General features: G+C 65.7%; 17 protein-coding genes and 1 pseudogene. 9 read left to right on the top strand and 9 right to left on the bottom strand.

Going from position 1 to position 18,509, the window contains the following annotated elements; genetic code table 11:
- Positions 1-9 precede the first annotated feature (9 nt).
- The 6 genes from ACQP1G_RS13410 to ACQP1G_RS13385 all read left to right on the top strand — a co-directional run bounded on the left by ACQP1G_RS13410 (position 10) and on the right by ACQP1G_RS13385 (position 5,537).
- Positions 10-801 carry an SDR family NAD(P)-dependent oxidoreductase gene (locus ACQP1G_RS13410; protein ID WP_433203067.1) on the top strand — a complete coding sequence of 264 codons (792 nt, stop codon included), beginning with the start codon at positions 10-12 and terminating at the stop codon, positions 799-801.
- Complete coding sequence (locus tag ACQP1G_RS13405; RefSeq protein ID WP_433203064.1) at positions 801-1,916, top strand: NAD(P)-dependent alcohol dehydrogenase; 1,116 nt, start codon at positions 801-803, stop codon at positions 1,914-1,916. Before ACQP1G_RS13410 ends, ACQP1G_RS13405 begins: the two co-directional genes overlap by 1 nt.
- Positions 1,913-3,430: a class I adenylate-forming enzyme family protein gene (locus tag ACQP1G_RS13400; protein ID WP_433203061.1), complete on the top strand. Its 1,518-nt coding sequence runs from the start codon at positions 1,913-1,915 to the stop codon at positions 3,428-3,430. Before ACQP1G_RS13405 ends, ACQP1G_RS13400 begins: the two co-directional genes overlap by 4 nt.
- A gap of 45 nt (positions 3,431-3,475) precedes the next feature.
- Positions 3,476-4,099, top strand: a complete 624-nt coding sequence (locus ACQP1G_RS13395; protein ID WP_433203058.1) for a TetR/AcrR family transcriptional regulator — start codon at positions 3,476-3,478, stop codon at positions 4,097-4,099.
- Positions 4,100-4,167: 68 nt separating this feature from the next.
- A complete protein-coding gene (locus ACQP1G_RS13390; protein WP_433203055.1) occupies positions 4,168-4,503 on the top strand; it encodes an EthD domain-containing protein in 336 nt (111 codons plus the stop codon).
- The gene (locus tag ACQP1G_RS13385) at positions 4,500-5,537 is read left to right on the top strand and encodes an MBL fold metallo-hydrolase (RefSeq protein WP_433203052.1); all 1,038 of its coding nucleotides are present in this window, start codon (positions 4,500-4,502) and stop codon (positions 5,535-5,537) included. Before ACQP1G_RS13390 ends, ACQP1G_RS13385 begins: the two co-directional genes overlap by 4 nt.
- A gap of 314 nt (positions 5,538-5,851) precedes the next feature.
- On the opposite strand, the gene ACQP1G_RS13380 is transcribed toward ACQP1G_RS13385, so the two are convergent.
- From ACQP1G_RS13380 to ACQP1G_RS13355, 6 genes are read right to left on the bottom strand one after another with little or no spacing between them, the layout of a single operon-like run.
- Positions 5,852-6,616 (bottom strand): SDR family NAD(P)-dependent oxidoreductase, encoded by a 765-nt coding sequence (locus tag ACQP1G_RS13380; protein ID WP_433203049.1) that lies wholly within the window; start codon positions 6,614-6,616, stop codon positions 5,852-5,854.
- Between the two features lie 29 nt (positions 6,617-6,645).
- Positions 6,646-8,337, bottom strand: coding sequence for an ABC transporter permease (locus ACQP1G_RS13375; protein ID WP_433208459.1), 1,692 nt, complete (start codon positions 8,335-8,337; stop codon positions 6,646-6,648).
- Positions 8,337-9,500 carry an ABC transporter ATP-binding protein gene (locus ACQP1G_RS13370; RefSeq protein ID WP_433203046.1) on the bottom strand — a complete coding sequence of 388 codons (1,164 nt, stop codon included), beginning with the start codon at positions 9,498-9,500 and terminating at the stop codon, positions 8,337-8,339. The genes ACQP1G_RS13375 and ACQP1G_RS13370 overlap by 1 nt, the downstream gene beginning before the upstream one ends.
- Positions 9,501-9,510: 10 nt before the next feature.
- Complete coding sequence (locus ACQP1G_RS13365; protein WP_433203043.1) at positions 9,511-10,263, bottom strand: SDR family NAD(P)-dependent oxidoreductase; 753 nt, start codon at positions 10,261-10,263, stop codon at positions 9,511-9,513.
- 23 nt (positions 10,264-10,286) lie between these two features.
- Positions 10,287-11,324 carry an extracellular solute-binding protein gene (locus ACQP1G_RS13360; protein WP_433203040.1) on the bottom strand — a complete coding sequence of 346 codons (1,038 nt, stop codon included), beginning with the start codon at positions 11,322-11,324 and terminating at the stop codon, positions 10,287-10,289.
- A gap of 8 nt (positions 11,325-11,332) precedes the next feature.
- Positions 11,333-12,022 carry an alpha/beta fold hydrolase gene (locus ACQP1G_RS13355; protein WP_433203037.1) on the bottom strand — a complete coding sequence of 230 codons (690 nt, stop codon included), beginning with the start codon at positions 12,020-12,022 and terminating at the stop codon, positions 11,333-11,335.
- A 110-nt stretch (positions 12,023-12,132) separates the two neighbouring features.
- On the opposite strand from ACQP1G_RS13355, the gene ACQP1G_RS13350 reads away from it, so the two are divergent.
- Positions 12,133-14,067, top strand: a complete 1,935-nt coding sequence (locus ACQP1G_RS13350) for an FAD-dependent oxidoreductase (RefSeq protein ID WP_433208456.1) — start codon at positions 12,133-12,135, stop codon at positions 14,065-14,067.
- 516 nt (positions 14,068-14,583) lie between these two features.
- Here ACQP1G_RS13350 and ACQP1G_RS13345 read toward each other — a convergent pair.
- Together ACQP1G_RS13345 and ACQP1G_RS13340 are read right to left on the bottom strand one after the other, a co-directional pair.
- Complete coding sequence (locus ACQP1G_RS13345) at positions 14,584-15,243, bottom strand: SDR family NAD(P)-dependent oxidoreductase (protein ID WP_433203034.1); 660 nt, start codon at positions 15,241-15,243, stop codon at positions 14,584-14,586.
- Positions 15,240-16,094, bottom strand: a complete 855-nt coding sequence (locus ACQP1G_RS13340; RefSeq protein ID WP_433203031.1) for an oxidoreductase — start codon at positions 16,092-16,094, stop codon at positions 15,240-15,242. The genes ACQP1G_RS13345 and ACQP1G_RS13340 overlap by 4 nt, the downstream gene beginning before the upstream one ends.
- Positions 16,095-16,217: 123 nt before the next feature.
- Here ACQP1G_RS13340 and ACQP1G_RS13335 point away from each other — a divergent pair, with 123 nt between their 5' ends.
- Together ACQP1G_RS13335 and ACQP1G_RS13330 are read left to right on the top strand one after the other, a co-directional pair.
- Entirely contained in the window at positions 16,218-17,024 is an 807-nt protein-coding gene (locus ACQP1G_RS13335) for a helix-turn-helix domain-containing protein (protein WP_433203028.1), read from the top strand.
- Positions 17,025-17,322: 298 nt separating this feature from the next.
- The gene (locus ACQP1G_RS13330; RefSeq protein WP_433203025.1) at positions 17,323-17,997 is read left to right on the top strand and encodes an alpha/beta fold hydrolase; all 675 of its coding nucleotides are present in this window, start codon (positions 17,323-17,325) and stop codon (positions 17,995-17,997) included.
- Positions 17,998-18,292: 295 nt separating this feature from the next.
- On the opposite strand, the pseudogene ACQP1G_RS13325 reads toward ACQP1G_RS13330, so the two are convergent.
- Positions 18,293-18,505 (bottom strand): annotated as a pseudogene (locus tag ACQP1G_RS13325) (IS982 family transposase); the annotation flags it as partial.
- Between the last annotated feature and the right edge of the window lie 4 nt (positions 18,506-18,509).

Below are 18,509 nucleotides of genomic sequence, written 5' to 3'. Positions count from 1 at the left end.
GTGCGAAACATGATGAGTGGCATCGGATCCGACACCGAAACGACGCTGGACGACCTATTCGGGTTGTCCGGCAGGGTCGCCGTCGTCACCGGCGCGTCGTCCGGCCTCGGGATGGGCTTCGCGAACGCGCTCGCCGGTGCCGGTGCCACCGTGTACGCCGCGGCCCGCCGGCTCGACCGATTGGCGGCGCTGGCCGCGGACAACCCCCGGCTCGTTCCGGTCCGTTGTGATGTGACATCCGACGAGGACCGCCGAATGTTGGTCGACCGATGCTACGAGCAGTCCGGACGACTCGATGTACTGGTCAACAACGCCGGCAAGCCCGGTCCCCCGCATGCCGAAGACGAAACGGTAGCCGGGTTCGCATCGATCCTCGAGGTCAACCTGGTGGCCGGATTTCATCTCGCCACCTATGCCGCGACGCAACTGCCCGAGGGCGAACACGCGTCATTTATCAATATTTCGTCGGTGATCGGGCTGGTCTCGACGGCACCGATCGGCGGCGCGAGCTATGCCGCCTCCAAGGCCGGGATACTCGGACTCACCAGGGAACTCGCCGGGCAGTGGGGACGCAGAGGGATCCGAGTGAACGCCGTTGTGCCGGGCTGGTTCGACACCGAGATGACCGGTGGTCTGTTCGACAACGATAAATCGGCGGGGTGGGTGCGCCGCAACACGATGCTCGGGCGTGGTGGCAATGCCGGTGAAATCGACGGCGCGGTCCTGTTTCTCGCCTCCGCCGCGTCGTCCTATATGACCGGGCAGACGCTCATTGTCGACGGCGGCTGGACGGCTCGCTGATGCTGGCCGTCCAACTGACCGAGTGGGGAACCGAACCACTGTTGCGTGAGGTTGCGGTTCCGGAGCCGCGCGGGGAAGAACTCCTGCTACAGGTCACCGCGGCGGGACTGTGTCGCTCCGATCTGCACGTCATGGACGCCGCCGAATCGAGTTTCGACTATCCGCTGCCGCTCACTCTCGGCCATGAAGTCGCGGGCACGGTGATCGACGCCGGTCCCGATGCGGATCGGTCCTGGCTCGGCGAAGCCGTTGTGGTCCATGGCATCTGGAGCTGCGGCCGCTGCCGCAATTGTGCGCGTGGACGGGAGAACTACTGTCTGACACTGCGGCCGCGGGCCGATGGCAGACTGGCTCCGATCGGCAACGGCCTCGGCTATCACGGCGGTCTGGCGCAGGCCATGGTTGTTCCCTCGGCCCGATTCCTTATTCGCACCGGTGATCTGGAACCCGCCATCGCCGCTCCCCTCGCGGACGCTGGGTTGACCGCCTACCACGCCGTGCGCCGGCACGCCGATGTCATCGACGAATCCGCGATCTGTGTGGTGATCGGTGTCGGCGGGCTCGGTCACCTGGCGATTCAGATCCTTCGCCACTTCGGTGCCGGACGTGTCCTCGCCATCGACAACCGGCCGGAAACGCTCCCCGTCGCACTGCGGCTGGGCAGCGATGCGGCGTTCGCCGATCTGGCCTCCGCCATCCCAGCACTCGACGGCGGTGCCGACCTGATCCTCGATTTCGTCGGTACCTCCGACACAATGGAGTCGGCCGCGCACGCGCTCGCGCCAGGAGGCCGACTCGCGGTCGTCGGCAGTGCGGGCGGCCGCTCGGCCGTAGGCAAACGTATCGGCCTCGCCGCCGGATGGCAGGTGGATGCACCGTTCTGGGGTGCCCGATCGGATCTGGAGGCCGTGGTCGCGCTGGCGATCGGCGGGGCACTGCAGATCGAGCGCGTGACGCATCCCCTGACAGACGCGGTCGACATCTACCGACGCCTGCGCGCGGGGACGGTCACCGGGCGCGCGGTACTCGTGCCGCCGCTATTGACGGGCCGCGCACCGCGGCACGTGGAAGCGAGTAGACAGATATCGAGCGTCGCGAGAGAAGTGAGGCGATGAAGACACTTGCGCAGGAAATGATCGAGCGGGCACAGCGCACGCCGGAGCAGATCGCGGTCGTGGACGATTTCGGTCGCCATACCCTCGGAAAGATCGTCGCAGCGGCCCGAGCGCTGGCCGAGCGGATCGAGTCCATCGATCCGGCCCCGCCTACCGTCCTCATCCAGGCCGACAACACCTGGCACACCGTGGCGGCGGCCGTGGCGGTCGGTCTGCGTGGTGGTGTCGTCGCGGTATTCGGCGCGCATGCCACCGAATCCGAGTTCGCACTGGCTGTCGAGGATATTGCCCCGGATCTGGTGGTCGCGGCACCGGATGCGCTGATGCGCTGGGGTGTGCGAGAGGATCGCTTCCCGATTCGCGAGGCCGCCTTCGACGCACGCGTCTTGCGCTCGCGAACGGGCCCGTTCGATTCGGTACATCGATGGCACGGGGGCACAGCCATCGCGATGACCTCCGGCTCGACCGGGCGTCCCAAATGTGTTGTGCAATCAGAAGAAGCCATCCGCTACGCCTGTCAGTGCACCATCGACACCGTTCGTCTGGAGCCGGATGAGGCAGTCGGAGCGTTTGTGCCGCTGTCTTCGGTGGCCGCCTTCTGTTTCGGCATGTACCTGCCTGCCTATCTCGGCGGCACGATGGTGTCGATCGGCAAATGGGAACCTGCCGCCGCCTTGGCGGCCATGGCGGAGCACCGCATTGCCTGGACGATGCTGGTTCCGACCATGGCCTTGCAGCTGTCGGTGGCCGACGGCTCCGAAGGCACCTTGTCCGCCCTGCGAGCGATGACGGTCGGCGGCGGTCCGATGAACGAACGTGCGCTGCGTACTGCTGAGGAAAAGCTCGGTACCACGTTCCTGCGGGTTTTCGGTATGTCCGAATGTCTCGGACATACCACTCCACAACTCGACGACCCGCCCGCGATCAGGCTCGGCCGGGACGGGCGACCGTTCCGGGGCACCGTCGTGCGGGCGGTCGATACCGCAGGGAACGTCGTGGCCGCCGGTGAGATCGGCGATGCGCAGGTACAGGGCCCGTCCCTGTTCGTCGGTTACGCCCGAGGCGGTGTCGCGATTCCTCCGACGCTCACCGCGGACGGCTTCCTCGCCACCGGTGATCTGGTCGAAGTGGCAATCGACGGCTCGATCCGGGTGACAGGGCGCCAGAAGCAGATCATTATCCGCGGCGGGCGCAATATAGATATCAACGAACTCGAATCAGCTATCGCGAATTTGCCTGGCATCGTGCAGGTGTGTGTTGTCCCGGTGCCCGATGCGCTGCTCGGCGAACGAGCGGCAGCGCTGGTTGTCACCGATGGCGGACCGCTGACATTGGCCACTGTCACCGATCAACTCGCGGCGGCGGACTTTCCCAAATCGAAGTGGCCCGAGTACTTGTTCACGGTGCAAGACCTCCCGCAGAACACCGTGGGCAAATTGTCCCGGCCCGACGCGGTGCAGTTGGCGACACAGCTGGTCACCGCAGTTGACCCGAGTTCACCTCAGTTCCGGTAGAGTTGTTTCGAATGCACACCATCGAATGCGGGGGTACACGCGCTGATGACCGTTGACTCGGAGGTCCGCCGCGAAAGCGCGCGCTCGAAGCGAAGTGGAATCCTCACCGCCGCTATCGAACAGTTCGGGAAAGTCGGCTACGAACACACCAAATGGGCGTCGATCGCCGACGAGGTGGGTATCGGTCAGACCGCGCTGTACCACTATTTCGAGTCGAAGGCCCACTGCCTGCTGACGATCATGCGACTCGAACTGGCCGACTCGGCCGAAAGATTCAACGCCGCGGTCGCCGATCAGGCCGACCCGGAGCAAGCCCTGCGCGCCGCCATCGCCGCGGCACTGAAAGCCTCGCCGAAAGATGCCCTACAGCGCCGCATCCTGCAGAACCATATGGATTTGCTTGCCGCCCCGCGTCAGTCGGCCAAGGAAGAGGCCGAACGCTTGCGCTCTCGTGAGCTCGTGCGACAGATCGAGCAGAATTGGACCGGACTGATTGCGGACGGAATCGAGGCCGGCGTCTTCACTCCGGGCGATCCCCGCATGCTGGGTCGAATGGTCCTCGGCCTGGTGATCAGCGTCTGGCGCTGGTACCGGCCGAGGGGCAGCGTCACCCTCGGGCAGATCACCGAGTCGGTCACCGAAGCAGCAGTACGGATCGTGCGCGACTGAGATCCCACTTCCCGAACTGTGGGATCTCCACGCCCGCTATAACTGAACAGAATTCAGTTAGGAGTCGAATGTACAATCTGATCGTCCTCGCATCGCGTCCCAATGATTGGACCCATGAGCAGTTCATCGAATGGTGGCGGGGTGAACACGCGGAGGTGACCTACCCGCTGCCCGGCCTGCTGCGCTGGCAGCACACCGAACTGCTCGAATCCGTCGACGAGAAGTCGTCCGGCTGGGACGGTCTGTCGATTCTGAGTTTCGAATCCCGCGAGGCGCTCGACGCCGCACTGGCGAGCCCGGAATGGAAGGCCGCCGTCGAGAACGTGGGCACCATGCGGGGGCGGCGCATGATCTGGTACGGCGAGGAGCAGACGATGGTGCCGCTCGCCTCCGCGATCGAATGAGCGCCGAATGGGCCGAACCCGGGTGTTATCCGATAGCCCAAGGGATTCACCGCATCCCGCTGCAGATGCCGCAGGACGGGCTTCGCGCGGTCAACGTCTACGTACTGGAAACCGACGACGGCCTCGTACTCATCGACGGCGGCTGGCACCGGCCGGGCACCTACCGGGAACTCTGCGACGCGCTGGCCCAAATCGGCCGCTCGGCAGCCGACATTCACGATATCTTCGTCACCCATATCCACCGCGACCACTACACCTTCGCCATCGAATTGCGTCGTCGGCACGGCTGTCGAGTTCATCTCGGCGCCGATGAAGCCGGCGGACTCGGCGCCATCCACCAACTGGACAGCAGCATCCCCGACAGTTCGCTGCGGGAACTGCGTCGGGCCGGCGCGGACGATATCGCGCGACGAGCTCATGCGGCAGGCATCGCCGAACCGTTCGACCGCGACGACTGGGAACAGCCCGACCACTGGCTGCGCCCCGGCGCGCTGGCCATCGCCGGGCTCGATCTCCACGCCGTAGCCACACCCGGACATACCAAGGGCCACATGATCTTTCAGGATCGCGAGCGGGGCTTCGTGTTCACCGGCGATCACGTGCTGCCCACGATCACCCCATCGATCGGGTTCGAATTGGGCCCGTGGGAACTGCCGTTGGACAACTTCCTCCGGTCATTGGCGTTGCTGCAGCACGATGACGAGCAGAAGATGTTGCCCGCGCACGGTCCCACCGGAGGCAGCGTCGGACAGCGCGCTCGTGAACTTCTCGCACATCATGACCGCCGGTTCGAGCAAATCGTCACTGCTGTCGGCGATCTGGGACCGTGCACCGGCCTGTCGGTTGCCCGAGCGTTGACGTGGACGCGGCGCGACCGCGCGTTCGACACGCTCGACGACTTCAATCAGATGATCGCAACGTGCGAGACGATGGCGCACCTCGACGTCCTGGTAGTCCGAAATGTGTTGTCCACGAAGGATGCAGACGGCGTTGAGCACTTCGAGCGAAGAGATGGACGAGTATCTCGGCGATAAATGAGCCGAAGCGCACATGACGATGCATCGGCACGCGAGTGTCGCGCAAACGCATACCCACGTAAGTCGGCGGCGCGGCAAACGCTGATCGAGGGCGCCGGACGCCTCGCGCGAGTACTGAGCTTCGGGGCGCGGATTCGCAACACATCGGTTTCGGCCGCAGGTGGACCGCGCGGCTCGAAACACCGACCAGCACCCGCACGGCCGCCCGCCCAGCCGATCCCGCACAGAAGTCCCGCACCTCTGATGATCGAGGTACGGGACTTTCTGCTGTTCAGAGACCGCCTCGCTATCGGCGGCGACCTTTTCGGCGCTCAGGCGCAGGTCCAGCCGCCGTCCACATAGAGTTCGGTGCCGGTGATGAAGGTCGAATCGTTGCCCGCCAGGAATGCGACGGCGGCGGCTACCTCTTCGGCGCGGCCGAGTCTGCCCATCGGGGTGTTCGCGACCATCGCCTGGTGTCGCTCGGTGCCCTCGTATCGTTCGAGGAGCTGTGGCGTTTCGATGAACCCCGGGTGGATCGAGTTGACTCGCACTCCCTTTGTCGCCCAATGCAATGCGGCGTTCTTCGTCATGGTGCGCACGGCGCCCTTTGCCGCCGCGTAGGCCAGACTGTTGCCCAGGCCGCCGACGGTGCCGAGGATCGAGCAGATGTTGACGATCGATCCGCCGCCGGTGCGCTCGATCAGCGCGCCCGCATGCTTCATGCCCAGCCAGGTGCCCGTCTGACCGACCTCGATCACTCGGTTGTACCGATTCAGATCCTCGTCGACTACCGACGCCAGGCTGCCGATGGCACCGTTGTTGACGACGGCATCCAGGCTCGGGAAGCGGTCGGACACCGCCGACATCGCCTGCTGCCACTGCGACTCTTGCGTGATGTCCAATCCCAGAACCTGATGCCGCTCACCGTATTGCAGGCCGGTGGTCAGCTTCTCGCACGCCTCGATGTCGACGTCGGTCACCACAACCGACGCCCCCTCATCGGCCAGGCGGCGTACGATTTCGGCGCCGATTCCCCCTGTCGAACCGGTCACCAACACGACCTTGCCGTCGAGCCTCGAAACACCGAGAGTCATTGCTGTGCAGTCCTTTCGTACTCCGAGAGTCAGAGATTGCCGAGTACATTGCGGCCGCCGACCAGCATGGCGAGGGCAACGCCGATCGTGGTCACCACTGTCATGAGCAATGCCATGGCCGCAACCAGCGGGTAGGAACCGTTCTGCCACATATCGAATAGCAGAGTCCCCATCACCTGCGTGGTCGACGCGCGCACCAATAGCGATGCCGCGAATTCGTGTGTCAGCAGGATGAACATCAACGCGACCGCGCTGAGGATGGTGGGGCGCATCAACGGCAGCATGATCCTCGCGTTCGTCACGAATGGTGATGCTCCGCTGGTTGCCGATGCCTCGGTATAGGCGTTACCGAGGGATAGCATCGCGGTCATCTGCATTCGCGTCGCGAAGGGCAACATCAGTACGACGTAGACGAGGATGATCACTGTTCGCGTGCCGTACAGAATCAGTGGCGGCTCGGTATAGGTGAGCAGGAAACCGACGCCGAAGATCACCGCCGGGATGCCGAGCGGCAATGCCGAGATGAAATCACCGATGAGGGCCAGTATTTTGTAGCGTCGGCCGCGGACCAACAGATTGGCCATCACGTAGCCGATGGGTACGCAGATCGCCACCGCGCCGAGCGATGTCAGCACACTGGTGATCACCGATTCGACGATCGCGTCGGTGGCGGCCAGCTCTCGGAAATTGTCGAGCGTGAACAGGTTCCACGACAGTGACCCCGACCAGTACCGCGTCGAGGATACGATGATCAACCCGACCAAGGGGATGACCAGAGCGAACAACGCGTAGCCGACGATCGTCGCCGCGGCCCAGGTGGCGCGGCCGGTGGACGGCGCGAACGCCTTGCCGCCGTGGGTGACGAAGCGAGTCTGGTTGCCCAGCAAGGCCTTCTGGATCAGCACCAGTACGAGCCCGAAGATCACCAGTGGTGAACCGGCCGCGGCGGCGGCGGCGAAGTCGGATGGTGATTCGGACACCCGACGATACATCTCGGTGGTGAGCACCTTGACGCCACTGTTCTGGCCCAGCAGCAGTGGACCGGTGAACTGGCCGAGGCCGAGCAACAACGCAATTCCGCCGCCGTATATCAACGACGGGCGCAGCAATGGGAGCACCACTCGGAAGAACACTCCGAGCGTGGACGACCCGCTCATCTGTGCGGCCTCGAGATGTTCCGAGCTGATGTTCTGCATGCCCGCGCTGACGAAAAGATAGACGAACGATGTCAGCCCGAAGGCGGTGAGAATGATGATCCACGGCACGGTGTACACATCGATCGGTCCGGTGTCCGATCCGCTCCACCACGGCAACTTCCGGAGCAACAGGTTCAAGTAGCCGGGACCTGGCGACAGCAGAAAGGCCCAACCGACGACATTGGCGACCGCGGGCATGACAATCGGCAGGATCGGGATGATCCGCAGGAAGCCGAGTCGGTCGGGCAGTCGGCTCGCGGCGAACGCCAGCACCGTGCCCAGCACCATGGCGACCACGAGCGAGCCGAGGGCCAGTGCGATGGTGGTCCCGATCGTTTCCGCGATATCGAAGCGTCCGTATTGGTTTCGATAGCCCTGCGCGCCGTTTTCGAAGGCCAGCGATTGCAGCCGGATCATCGGCACTACGACCAGATAGGCGAGAACTGCCAGCAAGGCCAGGTATCCGATTCTGGCCCGCCAGTGCGCGGGTACCGCAAGGGACCGGGTAGCGGTGAGCGTGGCCATCACGACTGCCCTCCTGCACCCGCCGTCGCCAGCATCGGCATATCGGCGTCGGCGCCGTCCGGATGTGCGAACACGCGCAAGCTGGCGGGAGAGAAACTGACGATCATGGGATCTCCTGGGCGGCTTCGACGCAACGTGGCGCCATGGATGGCCGCATCGACCCGTACCGCGAGCTGTTCGCCGCCCGTACGGACGGTCACGTCGAAGTGGCGGCCGCCGTATTCGTATGTCACCAACTCGGCACGCAATGCCACATCGCCCTGTGGCACTTCGTCGATCGACGAATGCACGACGATATCGTCGGGGCGTAGCCGCGCGACCGCGGACGTGCCTTCGTCGGCTCGTGCGCGCACCACCGTACGCGTCAGGTCGATATCGTCGCCGGCCGAGGTGATCCAGCCACCGGGACCGCGGCGCAGTTCCAGCCGGTTGGCCATCCCGATGAACGCGGCCACGTACTCCGATACCGGATGCTCGAAGACCTGCTCGGGCGCATCGTACTGTTCGATCTTGCCCGCCTTCATGATGGCGACGCGGTCGCCGAGGGCGAATGCCTCGGCCTGGTCATGGGTGACGAAAACCGCTGTGAATCCGAGACTTCGGTGCAGCTGATGGATTTGCGAACGAACCTGATCGCGCAATCTGGCATCCAGATTGCTCAATGGTTCATCGAAGAGCACCAGATCGGGCCGGGCCACCAGGCCACGCGCCACCGCGACGCGCTGTTGCTGTCCACCACTGAGCTGTGCCGGGTATCGGTCGAGCAGTTCTGTGCAATCGACCATGGCAGCGGCACTTTCGACGGCTCCGCCGGAGATCTCCTTCCGCAATTTGCGGACCTGCAGCGGATATCGAATGTTCTTGCGCACGGTCATATGCGGCCACAGCGCGTACGACTGGAACACCATTCCGATATTCCGTTTGTGGACAGGCACATTCAGCTTCGCCTCGGCATCGAAAACGCGCCGGTCCTTGAAGGTGATCGAGCCATCCTGTGGCGTCTCCAATCCGGCGAGGCAGCGCAAGGTGGTTGTCTTGCCGCAGCCACTCGGGCCGAGGAGTACGAGGAGTTCGCCTTCCTCGATCGCGAGGTCGAGCCGGTCGACGACGACATTCGATCCATAGGTCTTGGTGAGACCGGAAACTGTGAACTGCGAGCTCATCTCATGCCTTCTAGGTCTGCTTCTTGGGGGTGCGGACTCCGGCGGCGATGCCGCCATCGACCAGCAAGTCGATCCCGGTGACATAGCTGCTGTCGTCACCGGCAAGGAACAAGATCGCCTTCGCGACCTCCATGGGGCTGCCACGCCGCTGCAGGGGGATGGATCGGACATAGGCTTCGACATCGTCGGCGGCGAAGTCGGGAACCGCGGTGATCTCCGTGTCGATGCTGCCCGGACACACCGTGTTGACACGGATGCCACGATCGGCCAGCTCCAGTGCCGCGACCTTGCTCAGGGCGCGGACACCGAATTTCGACGCGCCGTAGGCGCCGAGTTCGGCAGTCGCCAGCACACCCCGCAGCGAGGAGACGTTGATGACCGACCCACCGGCGACCATCGCCGCGGCGGCCGCCTGCAGTCCGAGGAATGTGCCGACCAGATTGAGGTCGATCATCCTGCGGAACTGCTGCAGCGTGGTGTGTGTCAGTGGCGCTTTCATCGCGGCTCCGGCGCTGTTGACCAGCACCTGCAGTGGGTGTCCCGCCCGATCCATATCGGAAGTGACTGCCCGCCAATCGGATTCGGCAGTCACATCGAGCCTGCGGTAGTGCGCCGTCGACCCGAGTTCGTGTGCGCGGCGCTCCCCCGCCGCGTCGTCGACGTCGGTGAGGTACACCGTCGCGCCCTTGCTCACGAACAGTTCGGCGGTCGCGCCACCGATTCCGCCGGACGCTCCGGTAACCAATACGTTGACTCCGCGCATCAATGCAGTACTCCCATCCACTGTCAGCTCTGGAAAAGTTGTGACCACTCTTGGGAGTACTTCTCGATCTTCTCGGGCGTCAGGTCACTGGTATCGGGCGAAGCGATGTCCTGAGACCGGGCCACCGCGCCGGGGATATCGGATAACGCCGCCGCATATCCCCCGTTGAGCGCTGTCTGTCCTTCGCGGGTGACCATGAAATTCGCCAGTACCTGAGCGGCATTGGGATGCGGGGCCACACTCGTCACCTGGCTGTACCAGGGGGTGCCCCACGGCGACGGTGGCAGGGTCCAATTGACCGGCGCCCCTGCGGCCACTTCGGTCACCAAGGGCTGAACCGAAGGCGTCACAACAATTTCACCGGAGGTCAGCGCCTGGGCGACGCCCAGAGCGCTCGGGTATAGCCGTGGCTTCAGTGCGGCGAGTTGCTTCCAGTAGTCCTCGCCATAGGTGCGCGCGTAGTACCGGTACAGATCGACGTAGGAGGCGATGCCGGACGGATTGACGATTCCGATCTTGCCCCGATAGGCGGGATTCACGATGTCCTGGGGAGATTTCAGGCCGTTCGGGACCGCACCGGTGTTCCAGCCCAGCGCGAAAACCGCCGCGCTCGTCAGGAAGAACCGGTTGTTGAGCACACTTTTGTCCGGCTGATACTCGGGAGCCTTCAGGTCCGGCCCGACCAGCTCGGTGGAGTACGCCCCCGATTTCGCGGCATTGGTAATCCACGCCGCATCGGTCAGCATGTGCACATCGGCTGTGCCCTTCCCGGTCTTCTTCTCGGTCTCCACCCGCGGGTTGATATCGGCGTCGGTACCGCGCACGAAGTCCAGCTTGATCCGCGGATACTTTGCCTGGAATGCGGTCTTCAGTGCTTCGAGGTTTGCCGGCTTCTGGCTCGAGTAGAGCATGACGGCGCCCTCCTCGTTGGCCGCGGCGACGACGTCCTCCCAGCTCCCATCGACGGGCTTCGAGGCGGACGAATTCCCACCGCAGGCGGCCAGGCCGCAGGTCGAGATGACAATCGCGAGCGCCGCGACCGCCTTGGTCAGAGATTTCATGACGGAATCTATTTCCTTACCTGATCGAGAAGAGCGGCCAGCTCGCCGGGCGTCGAAACCATCGGCATATGGCCCGATTCGAGAAAACGGGTGCTCCCGCCGACGAGGTCGGTGGACCGCGATTGCAGATCCGGCGGATAGCATTTGTCCTCGGTGAGGCGAACATAGGTTCGCGGTAGGTCGGCCGACAGGCCCGCGAGATCAACCGTTTCCTCGAGCAATGCCGCCGAATCATCGATGACCTGGTCTGCTGTCCATTCCGTCTGCTCGGGTGACATGTCGTTGCACAACATGGCAATCGCGGCAGCACGATCCTGGTGATAGATCCCGCCGACGATCGACTGCCGAACAGCAGCCTGGACAGCCGGATCGATCTGGTCGAGCACGCGTGTCCCGTGCGGCGGCACGACGGCGGACAGGAACACAACGTGCTCGATGCGATCCGCCAACTCCGGTAACACCCGCGGAACCGACACTCCGGCGAACGAATGCGCGACCATCACGATGTCGGTGAGATCGGCCGCGTCCTCGACGATCGCCGCAGCACAGTCGTCGAGGGTTACGCCGCGGATGTCACGGTCGGACCGCCTGCCACGGCCGGGCAGATCGACGGCGATCGTCGGCCCGGTGAGCAACGGCAGCAAGCGATCCCAGCAGGAGGCGGCCATACCCGCTCCGTGCACGAGCAAAAAGGACATCGAACCTCCGAAACTGAACTGATCTCAGTTTGAGAATCTATCCGCAGGCCCTTGTGGTGTCAATCACATGGAGACAAACTCATGAAGTGAATCCAGTTCAAGAAGATCTTGTGCCCACTCGCCGGGTATCCCAGCCACTGCGGATCGGTGCGGTACGACTACGCAACCGTTTGGTCGCCACCGCGCACGGATCCGGAGTGGTCGGCGGCGGCCTGGCACAGCCCGGCGACGCGGAGTACTGGCGACGCTGCGCCGCAGGCGGGGCGGCGATGGTGATCGCGGGTGGCACGGTCGTGAGTCCGGAATCGGCGAATCGAATCGGCAATATCACCGAGGCATGGCGGCCCGAGGCCATCAGCGGGCTGCGGGCGCGCGCGACCGCCATCAGTAGTGAAGGTGCGGTTCCGGTATGCCAGCTGGTGCACCTCGGCCGCGAAACACTCGGCGCCGAGATCTGGGAGCACCCGATCGCGCCGTCGAACATCAGATCGCCGCGAGAGCCGGTGCGCGCCAGGACAATGACCGACGCCGACATCGATCGAATGATTGCGAGCTTTGTCGTCAGTTCCCGCCATGCCGTCGAAGCGGGATTCCCCGCGATCGAACTACATGCGGCCCACGGCTATTTGCTGGCTCAGTTCCTGTCGCCTGCTTCCAACGTCCGGGCGGGGTCCGCGATGGTTGCGGGGCGGGTGCAGGTGTTGCACCGGCTGCATGCCGAGATCACGATGTCTTGTCCGGAAGTGCTACTCGGGGTGCGGGTTTCGATCGATGGTGCGGAGGAGGCCGGTCTGGACCCGGACGGGCTGTGCGAGCTGCTGCCGTTGCTCGACATGTTCGACTATGTCAATGTGACCGCCGGGGTGCGGACCACGTATGTGCGCGATATGGCGACGTCGGAGCCGCCGCTGCTCGCGCACGTGCGACGACTGCGCGCGGCAACGGAGCGGCCGTTGCTGGTGTCGCAGGCGTTTCGCTCGCGGCAGGACATCGAATCCGCATTGGCGGCCGGTGCCGATCTGATCGGGATGGCTCGGCCGCTCATCGCCGATCCACAACTGCCGCAAAAGTTACTGCAGGGCAACGACTCTCAGATCCGGCCGTGCGTGTCATGCAATGAGGACTGCCGCGCATTCACTCCAGTCCTGCTCTGCTCGGTGAATCCCACCTTGGCCCCGCCCGGCCACGACGCCCGCCCGGCATCGCCGCTCCGGTTCGGCAGGCCAACGGCATCGTCGCGGCGAGTGGCAGTGGTGGGCGCCGGACCGGCAGGTCTAGAGGCCACACTCCAACTCACCGCGACGCACGACGTCACGCTGTTCGAGGCGCAGGAGCGGATCGGCGGGCAGCTGGCCGTGGCCGCGCAGGCGCCGAACCGGGCGGGCTGGTCGAAGCTACTGCGGTTCTACACGGCCAATCTCGGGAATGCCGATGTGCGACTCGGGCACCGCGTAACACCGCGTGAACTGGGCGATTTCGATGAAGTCATCATCGCGACCGGTGCCACTGAGCTACCGACGCCCGGCGCGCTGTCCTCGACAGGTCTTATCGCCGATCGGCATGCGGTAGCACCGGGAGATCGGGTGGTCGTCGCCGACGACGGCTTCGGCTCCTGGCTTACCATCGGCGCGCTGGAAGCCGCGTTGGCAGCAGCAGCCGCACAGGTGACCGTGGTGGTCCCGGGACCCACATTTGCCGCCGCCATCCCACCGGAGAGCCGGGTCCAACTGATGAAGCGCCTCGCCGGGAGCCCGGTAGAGTTCGTCGTCGGCGCGGCCGTAACGGAGATACGAACGACCAGCGCATGCACCGTAGTGCGCTGCCGACATCTCCTGTCGGGCAGGACATTCGAGATCGCCTGCGAACACGCCGTTGCCGTCGGAGAAAGGATCGCCGCCGACTGGCACGACATCGAGCAGACACTTCCGCAGGCACGAGTGCAGGTGATCGGGGATGCGGTGGTGCCGCGGCGGGTCTCGCACGCGGTTGCGGAGGGATACGCCGCGGCGCAGGCGATCACGGACATGACCGTCCGATCGGGTTAGCATGCGTCGCTCACATCGTGCGGGTGACCGCACGGGTGGCGGTCTACTACTACACACGCCCCGCCCGGCGTGGGATCCGGGCGGGGTGTGAGCTCGAAGTTGTGCCGACTGCCGTCGTACGAGTCCTGGAGTGGCCGGATTGCCGACTCGGACGAGTAGAGAGGCCAACGGCTCTGGGCGTCCGGATAGCAACGCATGGTGGATGATTCGCGCGTCTGCGGACTCACCGGGCCGGATTCGGGTCAGACAGTCGGGAAGTGGGAGCCCCCGGAAGAGAAGAAAAGAAACCGGAAGCCCAAGTAACTGACCGATGCCGATGTCGTCCTTCGGTTCCGCGGCGTCGGCGTTGAATACGATGAGGGCCACCAATTCCTCGGTGGCGCTGGCGTTCTCGAAGTAGTGGTGGTGGCCCCTCGTTCGGCGTTTCAACCACGTGCGGTGCTGCCCGTCGACGACTCGGGTGGTCGGTCACTATGCGGTGGCCGAACCACCCGATCACAACAACGTGGGGCGGTGTCAGCGCAGGACGACCAGCGGCTGATCGCGTTCGGTGTGCAGCCGCCACAGCTGCTGGGCCACCGCGTCCGGTTCGTGCCGGGCGCCGGGCCCGATGGGCCCGACGATTGTGACCTGCGCGGCGTGTACGCCCTGGTCGGCGAGCGCGTCGTGGAGCATGCGCACGTAGGCCGACTCGGCCGCGTAGGCGATCCCTGATACCGCTCGGTCGCGGTGCGGCTCGACAGCGGCGCCACCGGTGGTGAACAGCAGGGTGCCGCATCCCAGGTTGCACATGTCCGGCAGGACCGCGCGCACGGCCGTCGCTGCGGCGACGACGCTCAACGCCAGCGCGCTCGCGACGTCCGACGGCTCGGTGTCGAGCACGGGCTTGATCCACACAAGACTCGGCCGCGGGCTGAACAGCACCGCCTGGATCGGGCCGAGCCGCTCGCGCAGCGCGCCCACCGCGGCCGCGAGCGCCTGCGCGTCGGTGACGTCGGCGGTCTCCGTCGCTGTCGTCATGCCCTCGGCGGCCAGCTCGGCGGCCATGGGCGCCAAACGTTCAGCGCCGCGGGCGATAAGCCCGATCGGATGTCCCTCGCGACCGAACCGGCGGGCCGCCGCGAGGCCGAGACCCGGCCCGGCGCCGATCACGACGAACGCGCCCCTCTCGCTCATGCCCGCACCAGGTCCGTGCTCGTCGTCAACGCCGCGTTGGCGTCGATCTCGCCGCGCACCCGGTCCAGGCGCGCGCGGGCTCCGACGAGTGCGTCGGAGCCCAATAGCAGTCGCAGGGGCGGTGTCTCAGTGTCCACGATTGTGGCGATCGCCGCGGCGGCCCGCGCCGGGTCGCCGGGCTGGCGGCCGGACACGGCGAGCGTCGCGTCGCGTCGTCGGCCAGCGGTCTGCTCGTAGTCGTCCAAGCGCGTCCGGGACTGCCGCATCGACGTCCCCGCCCACTGGGTGCGCAGCCCACCCGGCTCGACGATCGTCACCGCGATGCCCAGCGGCGCGAGCTCCGCGGCCAACGACTCCGAAAGACCCTCCAGCGCGAACTTCGTGGCGTGGTAATAGCCGGTCGCAGCGAAGGCGGCCAGGCCGCCGAAGGACGAGACGTTGACGACCCGCCCCGACCGCCGGGCCCGCATGCCGGGCAACACCGCCTTCAGGACGCTCACCACGCCATGCACGTTGGTCTCGTACATTGCGCGAACCGCGGTGTCTTCACCCTCTTCGATGGCGGCCAGGTAGCCGTATCCGGCGTTGTTCACCAGGACGTCGACGCGTCCGAACGCCTCCTCGCACGCATGAACGGCCACAGCCACCGATGCGGGGTCGGTGACGTCCAACTCCAGGGCCAGCGCGCGGTCACCGTGCTTCTCGGCGAGATCGGTCACGGTCACGCGGTCGCGGGCTGTGACCGCGACCCGGTCGCCGCGGTCGAGGGCGTGCTCGGCAAGAGCGCGACCCAGGCCGCTGGAGCATCCGGTGATCAACCACACCGGCGATTCGTGTGTTTCGTTCGTCATGCCTCCATGGCACCAGCGGGCTCGTGGACGGGCCACTCCCTGTCGAGGCTGGCTCTCGCAGGGTCACCTTCACCGACGGCGCTCGAGTTGTCACGCCTGTGACCGGCGGTAAAGTCGCTCTGGATGGCACGTGACGACAACCAGCTCGGTTCCTTCCTGCGCAGTCGCCGGGAGAAGGTCGACGCCGCCTCCGCCGGTGTCATCGACACCACGCGACGGCGGGTCAGCGGGCTGCGCCGCGAGGAGCTGGCGCTGCTGGCCGGGGTCAGCCCGTCGTACTACACCCGCATCGAGCAGGGCCGCGACCGGCATCCTTCCCGCGAGATCCTCGAAGCTCTGGCCCGCGTGCTGCGGCTGGACGACACTGAACGGACCTACCTGTGGTCCCTCGCGACGCCGCCGCTGGCCCCGGCCGACACCCACACCGCCCCCGACCACACCGTGCGGCCAGGGGTGCTGAGCCTGCTGGAGCGCTGGGCCGACCTGCCCGCGTTCGTCATCGGTCCCAACCGCGACGTACTGGCCGCCACCGCGCTCGCCTCCCAGGTCAACCCGGCGTGGAGCCCGGGGCACAACCTCATCGAGTTCACCTTCCTCGACCCGCGCGCGCCGGAGATCTACCCCGACTGGGAAGACATCACCCGCCAAGCCGTCGCCGGCCTGCGCGCCACCGCCGCCGCGCGCTCCGCGGAACCCGACGCGTTCGTCGCGCGCCTGCGCCAGCGCAGCGAAACCTTCCGGGCGCTGTGGGATTCCCACGATGTCTACGACCGCGTGACGGGCGAGAAACGGCTGTACGTCAACGGCATCGGCGTCCTGCACCTCGCCTTCGAAACCTTCGCCCTCGCCGGACCCGAAGGACATGTGCTCTACGTGTACTTCCCCCAGCCCGGCAGTACTGACGACGCCGCGCTACGCAGCCTCGCCTGACAACGACCGGGGGCAGGTCGGCGTCCGACGCTCCGCGCACGCCACGGCGACCAACGCACCCGCCCCCGCCGCCGGATGACTTCCAGTCGCGGAACGGGTGGGTGCGCCGGCCTCGCAACGGACTGCGCCGACACGTCCACAACGCCGCATGTCGCGCTGATCGAACCGGCCGAACCAGGGGCAGCCGAAGGTGCTGCCACGGCGACACAACGAGATGCCATGTGGTTCAAGGCATCCGAACATGCCGATTGTGTGACGTCGGTCGGGTGCTTCCGTCGCTGAGCGGTACTGTGCGTGAGTGACCGACGTGATCATCCTTCACGGGGCCTGGCACCAGCCCGCCCACTACACCGAACTCGCCGATCTGCTACGCACCCGGGATCTGTCTGTGGAGATGCCCGACCTCTATGAGCTGTCGCTGGCAGAGAGCACCGCGAAGGTCGAGGCCATCGTCACGGAATCGCCGAAACCGCCGGTGGTGGTGGGGCATTCGTTCGGAGGCGTCACCGCCGGGACCGTGCGCGGTGCGGCTGGATTGATCTTCCTCAACAGCTGGATTCTCGACGTCGGTGAATCTCCGGCCGCGCTGCTCGAGCAGACCCCTGGCGAGCCCGGCGAGGGACTGCTCGCGTTTCCGGACGCGGACGGGCGGCTTCGGCTCGACCCGGACGACGCCCGCGCGAAGCTCTACGGCGACGTCGAGGAATCGGTGGCCACGCGTGCGGTGGAGTTGCTGCGTCCGGAACCTCCGTCGATCTTCGCCGCCACGCCCACTCGCGTGAGCTGGCGGGACACGCCGTCGATCTACCTGCGCGGGCAGCAGGACCGGACCATCGCCATGCCACTGCCGGACCGCTTCGCCGCGCGCTGCTCGCGTACGGAGACATGGGACACCAGCCACTCTCCCTACCTCAGCCGCCCAGCCGCCGTGGGTGATCTCATCCAGCGGCAGCGAGCACGCGCGGCCAGCTGAGCGCCGGTCACTGGACCGGCAACGCCGGACGGTATCGGGCCCGGGGCTGCGGCGGTGCGGCGGATCGAACCGGCCAGCGCGGGCAAGCGAAGGTCAACTGGCCCTGCCGATCCGAGGCCGGCGGAACGCACCATACTGCCGCCTATCGGTCGTTCCGGAACCCGGCTTCCGCGAATCAACAGCGCGATAACCAGTTCTACTTCTGTACTGCTGTCTGTGGTCCCACGACTGGCAACGTGGTGGTCCCAGCAGGATGCCAGAGTGCTCGCCCGCCACCGCGGCGTCGACCTCGACGCATAGTCGAAAGCACCTCGCGTTCACCGATTTTCGGATCCGCCAGCGCCCACAGGATCGGCATCCCCGCCGGCGTGCACACCAGATACGGTTTCAGCCCCCAATAGGACCGCGAATGAGAAGCGCAGTAGCCGTAGCCGGCCCACCCAGCCAGCTCAAAACGCTGCACCGTGGGCCGGGACATGCCACACGGCACCGGGGTGGAGTCCACGATCCAT

It is taken from the genome of Nocardia sp. CA-107356 (assembly GCF_050946365.1).
Classification (GTDB): Bacteria; Actinomycetota; Actinomycetes; order Mycobacteriales; family Mycobacteriaceae; genus Nocardia.
This window is presented reverse-complemented; position numbering and strand designations above follow the sequence as displayed.

Excerpts from the sequence above, each read along its gene's own strand:
- ACQP1G_RS13380 (WP_433203049.1), bottom strand. The coding sequence starts at position 6,616 with ATGACTCTCGGTGTTTCGAGGCTCGACGGCAAGGTCGTGTTGGTGACC.
- ACQP1G_RS13365 (WP_433203043.1), bottom strand. The coding sequence starts at position 10,263 with ATGCGCGGAGTCAACGTATTGGTTACCGGAGCGTCCGGCGGAATCGGT.
- ACQP1G_RS13395 (WP_433203058.1), top strand. The coding sequence starts at position 3,476 with ATGACCGTTGACTCGGAGGTCCGCCGCGAAAGCGCGCGCTCGAAGCGA.
- ACQP1G_RS13345 (WP_433203034.1), bottom strand. The coding sequence starts at position 15,243 with ATGAGCGAGAGGGGCGCGTTCGTCGTGATCGGCGCCGGGCCGGGTCTC.
- ACQP1G_RS13360 (WP_433203040.1), bottom strand. The coding sequence starts at position 11,324 with ATGAAATCTCTGACCAAGGCGGTCGCGGCGCTCGCGATTGTCATCTCG.
- ACQP1G_RS13375 (WP_433208459.1), bottom strand. The coding sequence starts at position 8,337 with ATGGCCACGCTCACCGCTACCCGGTCCCTTGCGGTACCCGCGCACTGG.
- ACQP1G_RS13385 (WP_433203052.1), top strand. The coding sequence starts at position 4,500 with ATGAGCGCCGAATGGGCCGAACCCGGGTGTTATCCGATAGCCCAAGGG.
- ACQP1G_RS13340 (WP_433203031.1), bottom strand. The coding sequence starts at position 16,094 with ATGACGAACGAAACACACGAATCGCCGGTGTGGTTGATCACCGGATGC.
- ACQP1G_RS13335 (WP_433203028.1), top strand. The coding sequence starts at position 16,218 with ATGGCACGTGACGACAACCAGCTCGGTTCCTTCCTGCGCAGTCGCCGG.
- ACQP1G_RS13370 (WP_433203046.1), bottom strand. The coding sequence starts at position 9,500 with ATGAGCTCGCAGTTCACAGTTTCCGGTCTCACCAAGACCTATGGATCG.
- ACQP1G_RS13390 (WP_433203055.1), top strand. The coding sequence starts at position 4,168 with ATGTACAATCTGATCGTCCTCGCATCGCGTCCCAATGATTGGACCCAT.
- ACQP1G_RS13410 (WP_433203067.1), top strand. The coding sequence starts at position 10 with ATGATGAGTGGCATCGGATCCGACACCGAAACGACGCTGGACGACCTA.
- ACQP1G_RS13405 (WP_433203064.1), top strand. The coding sequence starts at position 801 with ATGCTGGCCGTCCAACTGACCGAGTGGGGAACCGAACCACTGTTGCGT.
- ACQP1G_RS13400 (WP_433203061.1), top strand. The coding sequence starts at position 1,913 with ATGAAGACACTTGCGCAGGAAATGATCGAGCGGGCACAGCGCACGCCG.
- ACQP1G_RS13355 (WP_433203037.1), bottom strand. The coding sequence starts at position 12,022 with ATGTCCTTTTTGCTCGTGCACGGAGCGGGTATGGCCGCCTCCTGCTGG.